The sequence below is a fragment of the Candidatus Agathobaculum pullicola genome (genome assembly GCF_052117205.1).
Lineage (GTDB): Bacteria > Bacillota > Clostridia > Oscillospirales > Butyricicoccaceae > Agathobaculum > Agathobaculum pullicola.
In genome coordinates this window covers 1-5,121 of the sequence record NZ_JBQKJP010000078.1, presented here as the reverse complement: position 1 = coordinate 5,121, position 5,121 = coordinate 1, and the positions used below count along the sequence as shown (strand labels likewise).

Annotated in this window: 7 protein-coding genes; all 7 read right to left on the bottom strand. The window is 56.5% G+C overall.

The window, feature by feature from the left end; translation table 11 throughout:
- Positions 1 to 588, bottom strand: a 588-nt coding sequence (locus ACTQ3V_RS15230; protein ID WP_441468248.1) for a P-loop NTPase family protein, incomplete at its 3' end; no start/stop codon positions are given.
- Positions 585 to 1,379, bottom strand: coding sequence for a replication initiator protein A (locus tag ACTQ3V_RS15225; protein ID WP_006356266.1), 795 nt, complete (start codon positions 1,377 to 1,379; stop codon positions 585 to 587). The genes ACTQ3V_RS15225 and ACTQ3V_RS15230, both read right to left, overlap by 4 nt.
- A 72-nt stretch (positions 1,380 to 1,451) precedes the next feature.
- Positions 1,452 to 1,838, bottom strand: a complete 387-nt coding sequence (locus ACTQ3V_RS15220; RefSeq protein WP_002596231.1) for a cysteine-rich VLP domain-containing protein — start codon at positions 1,836 to 1,838, stop codon at positions 1,452 to 1,454.
- A complete protein-coding gene (locus ACTQ3V_RS15215) occupies positions 1,828 to 3,453 on the bottom strand; it encodes a relaxase/mobilization nuclease domain-containing protein (protein ID WP_441468247.1) in 1,626 nt (541 codons plus the stop codon). Before ACTQ3V_RS15215 ends, ACTQ3V_RS15220 begins: the two co-directional genes overlap by 11 nt.
- Positions 3,425 to 3,823 carry a plasmid mobilization protein gene (locus ACTQ3V_RS15210; RefSeq protein ID WP_002596229.1) on the bottom strand — a complete coding sequence of 133 codons (399 nt, stop codon included), beginning with the start codon at positions 3,821 to 3,823 and terminating at the stop codon, positions 3,425 to 3,427. The genes ACTQ3V_RS15215 and ACTQ3V_RS15210 overlap by 29 nt, the downstream gene beginning before the upstream one ends.
- Positions 3,824 to 4,320: 497 nt before the next feature.
- Positions 4,321 to 4,533, bottom strand: coding sequence for a helix-turn-helix domain-containing protein (locus ACTQ3V_RS15205; protein ID WP_002586615.1), 213 nt, complete (start codon positions 4,531 to 4,533; stop codon positions 4,321 to 4,323).
- Entirely contained in the window at positions 4,526 to 4,948 is a 423-nt protein-coding gene (locus ACTQ3V_RS15200; RefSeq protein WP_002586616.1) for a sigma-70 RNA polymerase sigma factor region 4 domain-containing protein, read from the bottom strand. The genes ACTQ3V_RS15205 and ACTQ3V_RS15200 overlap by 8 nt, the downstream gene beginning before the upstream one ends.
- Positions 4,949 to 5,121 lie beyond the last annotated feature (173 nt).

The window sequence follows — 5,121 nt, the reverse complement described above, 5'->3', positions numbered from 1 at the left end:
GCCGAAGTCGTCAAGGATCAGCAGCGGATAACGACAAAGGCGGGAAATGTACTCGTTGCGCCCCTCAAAGCTGGCGGCAAGGTCATTGAGGATAAGAGCAAAGTTCGTCATGCGGACGGGGATTTCTTTCTCCATGAGGGCGTTTGCGATACAGCCTGCAAGGTAGCTTTTGCCGGTGCCTACGCCGCCCCAGAACAGGCAGCCGATATTGTCTGTCCGCATATCTTCCCAATGCTCCACATACCGGCGGGCAAGCCCGGTCTGCGGGTTCCTGCCGTTGTCGTTCTCGAAAGTCCAGTCCCGCATGGTGGGGTCGGTAAAGCCCCGGCGTTTCAGTTCTTCCACGGTGTCAAGGTGTCTGCGCCGCTTTTCGGCGGCTTCCCGTTCCTCGCGGGCGGTTCTCTGGCAGTCGCACTCTGCCGGGTGGCGGTCGCGCCCGAAGATAGCGGCCTTATCCGGCGCAAAATAGGCTTCTTTCGGCTTGCGGCACTTGCCGCAGTACAGTAAACCGTCCTCGCCGGTGTAGTCCTCCGGCTCCGGGATGGTGGTCGTCATATTCTCCAAAACCGCGTTGATTTCATTCTTCATAAACTCTCGCCCTCCTTGCATGAGTAGTCTGGTATGCCCTTTTTAGGGGCTTCCTTTTTGTCGTTCCCCGCCCATATCCGCAGGGCGGCGGCATAGTTCTGGTAGCTTTTCCCGTTGGCGGCAAGGTAGCGGCTCATTTCCTCGATGAACCGTTCCAGCCTGTCAGGGTACTCTGCCTGCAACTCGTCGTATTCGGTCTGTGACAGAAAAATATTTCCATATCGGCCATAGGGCGCGGACGGCCCCCCACTCACTCCCTTTGTTTGGCTCTCTGTAAGGTTGTTTATAGTAGTTTGGTTAGGGGACGGTTTTCCGACCATCATAAGGTCGGTTTTCTGACCATCAGTAGGACGGTTTTCCGGCTCTATGAGGGGCGGACTTCCGGCCATCAGTTGGTCTGAAAACTGTACCTGTGGCACTGGCGGTACTTTGACATAAAGCCGGTTCGGTGCGGAGAAGCCGCCCCGTTCCCGTTCCAACAGCCCCGCCGTGTCCAGTTCATTAAGCGCCCCCTTGATGGTGGTGCTGCCTTTATCCAGTATTTCTGCTATCTCCGCGATGGGATAGATAATATAAATCCTGCCCTCGTCGTCCAGCCACTTGTTTTTCTGGGAGAGGGTGGAACGGTCTAACAGCAGCGAATACAGCAGCTTGGCGGTCTGTGAAATCTCCATTTTCAGCAGGAAACGGGGATACGGCAGATAGGCGGGCAGCCGCGTGTCTGCCCTGATATAATCAGCGATAGGATCACCTCCCTGTGTTCGGGTTGATTTTGGCGTATTGTCACGCATTAAAACGCCGTTTCCGGGGGAAAAGGATAAATGTATCGCGTACCCTTTGACACCCACGAAAAAAGCCTTGATTTATGCGGGTTTGAAAGGCTCTAAAGCGTGACATCTCTGCCTTTGTTTCCGCTTTCTCTCGGCGGCTTTGATTTTCTTCATGCGCCCGGCGCAGTCGGGGCAGTATTTTCCCCGGTTGGATTTGGGGACAAAGGCCGCCCCGCAGACGGCACACCGTTTCCGGCTTCCCCGGCACAAGAGGGCTGCGGCCAGCTCCCCGTCAAGGGGCAGGACAGCCACACGGAACCAGTGGCACATGAGGGAAAAGGAAATGCTCTGGACGCACACGCAAGGCTCCCCGTCGTCCAATAGCAGGCAGTTCCCCTCATCGTAGTTACAGCACTCATGTACCAGCCGCCGCGCCCGCCGGTGCTGGCGGTAGTCCATGTGGGGCAGGTTATCGCTCATGGCTCTGCTCCTTTCTGCGGTGCGGCTCGTCCCGGCGCAAAATCTGGTCGATGTTCCGCTTGACGGTCTGCAACTCCTTGAACCGCTGTTTCTGTTCGTGATAGGTGTTATACAGGCCGTCTTTCTCGGAGATAAGCTGCTCGATCTCGGCCTGCAACGCTTTCCGGGCGGGCAGCTTGGTAATGCCATGCGCCTTGAAATACCGGGCTGCTGCGTCGGCTATGATAAAATCGCTCTCATGGGCCTGCCGGTATGCGGCGCGGGCTTTCTCGGATTTCTGTGCCCGCAGCCCGTCGCGGGCGGCCTTGGTCTGGGCGTAGGCCAACACCTGCCGCTGCAACTTCTTTTTCCCTTGCAGCTTCGTTTCCAGTGCTTTCAGTTCGCCGCTGGTCTGGCGCATTTTCTGATAGGCGGTGTCAACGGCGGCTTCTAACTGCTCCGGGGAAGTAAAGCCGTATTGCTGGTAGACGGACAGCGTTTTGGCGGCCTGCTTCAGATTGTGTATCTTCGCCCAGCGTTCATAGCCCCGGCCTTTGCCCTCGGCCATTTTCTGCTCAATGTCCACAAGCCGCTGCACTCCGTCCTGTTTCGGGGCGGCTATCTCGGCTCTGGCAACCTGCAAGCGGTCTTTTATGGTGCTTGGGGGATCGGGGGATCTGGCTGGCGCTTCGGCTGCTCTGGCGGCGTTTTGCTCTAAAACGGCAAAGACAGCGGCGCGGTCAAAATCGTCGCCCAGCTTCCGGGCGGTAATTGGCTTTGTCCTGTCCGGCGTGAGGTAGGAAAGCCGCCCCCGGCTCTCCTTGACGGTCACACCCTCCTGCAGCAACAGAGAGGAAAACTCGTCAAAGCTGGCGGCGGTGGCAAGGGCTTTCCGTAGGGTCTGCCGCAGCTTCTCCTTGTTCGTTTCAAACTTGGTCTGCCGGGGCGTGATACTATCGGCAATCATGGGGGCGTTCTGCTTGTCCAGCGCGGCCTGTCCCTTTTTCTGCGCCCAATACTCCCGGTCGGTGACGCGGTTCTTGCTGCCGTTCAAGAGGTCGATTTGATAAAGCCCCTCCCGGTGGCACATCTCCATGACTTCGGATTTGAAGTAGCGCAGGGCAGCGTCGGTACATCGGTGCTTGCAGCCGACTTTCGTATCGGCCGGCCTGTCCATGTAGGGCAGGAACGGCACTTCCTCAATCCGCAGGCTGTTTATGACGATATGCACATGAATGTTGCCGCTGTGGTTATGCCCGTCCGGGTGGGTGCAGACAAGGGCCTGGTGGCCGGGAAAATGCTCTTTACAGAATTGTTCCCCCAACGCCTGCGCCCGGTCTACGGTCAGGCCGTTGTCCGGCCCGTCCCGCGGGTCAAAGCTGATGATGTAGTGGTGGCTTTTCACATCTTCCCGCCGCTGGTTTTTCTGATAGCGGAGATTGGCCCGCATACACGCAACGGCAAAATCCTCCCCGTCGCAGTTCAGCGTGGACAGCCGGTAGTCCTCGCGGGGGATAAGCCTGCCGGTTTCATCAAGGACGGGCTTCATGGTAAACTCGTCATGCTCAAAGAGAAGATATTGCTCGGCGGCTCCGTAGTCGGCGTTTTTAGAGTTGATATGCTTGAGTGTTGCCAACCGCGTCACCTACTTTCTTGAGGACTTCATACTTGAGGACGGCAAGGTCGGATATGGCGGCGCGTACCTCGCCGGAAAGGGTGTTGTAGGGTACGCCGTATTCGTTCAGATACCGGGCAATCTGATTGAGGTTGCCGCCGATCCTGCCGTACTCGGCTGTCAGCTTCCCGACAGCGGAAAGCAACTCGTCATTGACCGACGACACATGGACAACCGGGCGTATGGTCGCCCGCCGTATCGCCTGCCGGAGAAATTCGGACTGGCTGATACCATAGGGCGCAAGCCGCGCTGTGAAGTCGGCATACTCATCTTCGGACAGCCGGGTTTTCACAACGCGGCTGCGGTGGGGCGTGTTGTATTTCTTTCGCATGGTGTGACCTCCTTTCTCGCCCGTAAGGGCGTATGAGCAGGGTTTGGGGAAGGCACTCCCCAACAAGTTTCCCGCGAGGGGCAAAACTGCAGAATTGCGGATTTTGGCACCGTGGTAGAAACTTGCTCTCCGTGACTGCAAACTTTCTCTCACTTCCGTCCGCCACTTTTTTGGAAAACTGCAACCACAAAAGTTTGTTTCTCTTTTTCTGCTACTACTAATCCTGTAAAGGGCATTCCTGCCCGCTTTCGCTAAAATGACACCGGACGCAGTGGTTTCTACCCGGTGTTGGAGAAATCCTTTCTCTTTGCCCTCTACTACGGGTAAATGCTCCAAATGCCAAACACCAGGGCAGAAAAATTCCCTCCTCGCTTACTACTACAACCGGCAGGGGGCAAAATGGCCGGGAGCGGAGCCGGACAACAAAAAAAGCAGTAAATCTTTTTCAAGACTTACTGCTTTCGCTGGCCGCGTCGGTGGCGGCTGGTATTCAGTTTTTATGACTTGTCCGGTGGTTCGTCAAGCCGGAACTTGAATTGACAGTCAATTAACCGCTGCTTTACATAGTCCTCCACCTCGGCGTTGACCTGCCCGTTCACTTTTGAGAAATAGCGGATATATCCGGCGTAGTGGAGCAGGACAGCGTTCACGGCTTCTGGGTCGCCCTCACGGGCTTTGAGGATTGTTTCATAGGGGAGAAGTCTACTCATACCGGCTCACCCCCATTTCTTCGCGTAGCCGCTGCAAGGCAAGCTGGATATGCCGCCCCGCTGTGCTGCGTGACCGGCCAATACACGCGCCGATCACGCGCTGCGGCTGGCGCAGAAAGTAATAGCGCAGGATTTCTTCCCGCGTCTGCTCCGGCAAAACAGAGATCGCGTCGGCAAGGGCGGCGTTGCAGAGCAGGACGGTCTGACCGCAGACGGTAAATGGGTATTCCTCGTCCGGCTCCGACGCGGCAAACTGGACAAACTTCTCGTTCATCAGATAGTCAAGGGAAACTTGCCGTTCCCATTGCCGTTTAAGCTTCAAAATCTTGTCCAAGGCGGCACAGCGGATAACAGTCTTGCAAAAGGCGTTGTACCTGCGCTGGATATATTCTTGATAGGCTATCTGGTCGGTCATGGAAATTCCCCTTTCTGAATAATAGTGCGGGGCGGTGGCACTTCTTGCTGTCGCCCCTTGATTGCCTACCAGCAAAGGCGGGCGGGGCTGTCAACGGCTGCGCATATGCGCCGTTCATCTTGACCGTTGACTGGCTCGGCTGGGTTTGCTATTTACCCGACAAACTTGAATTT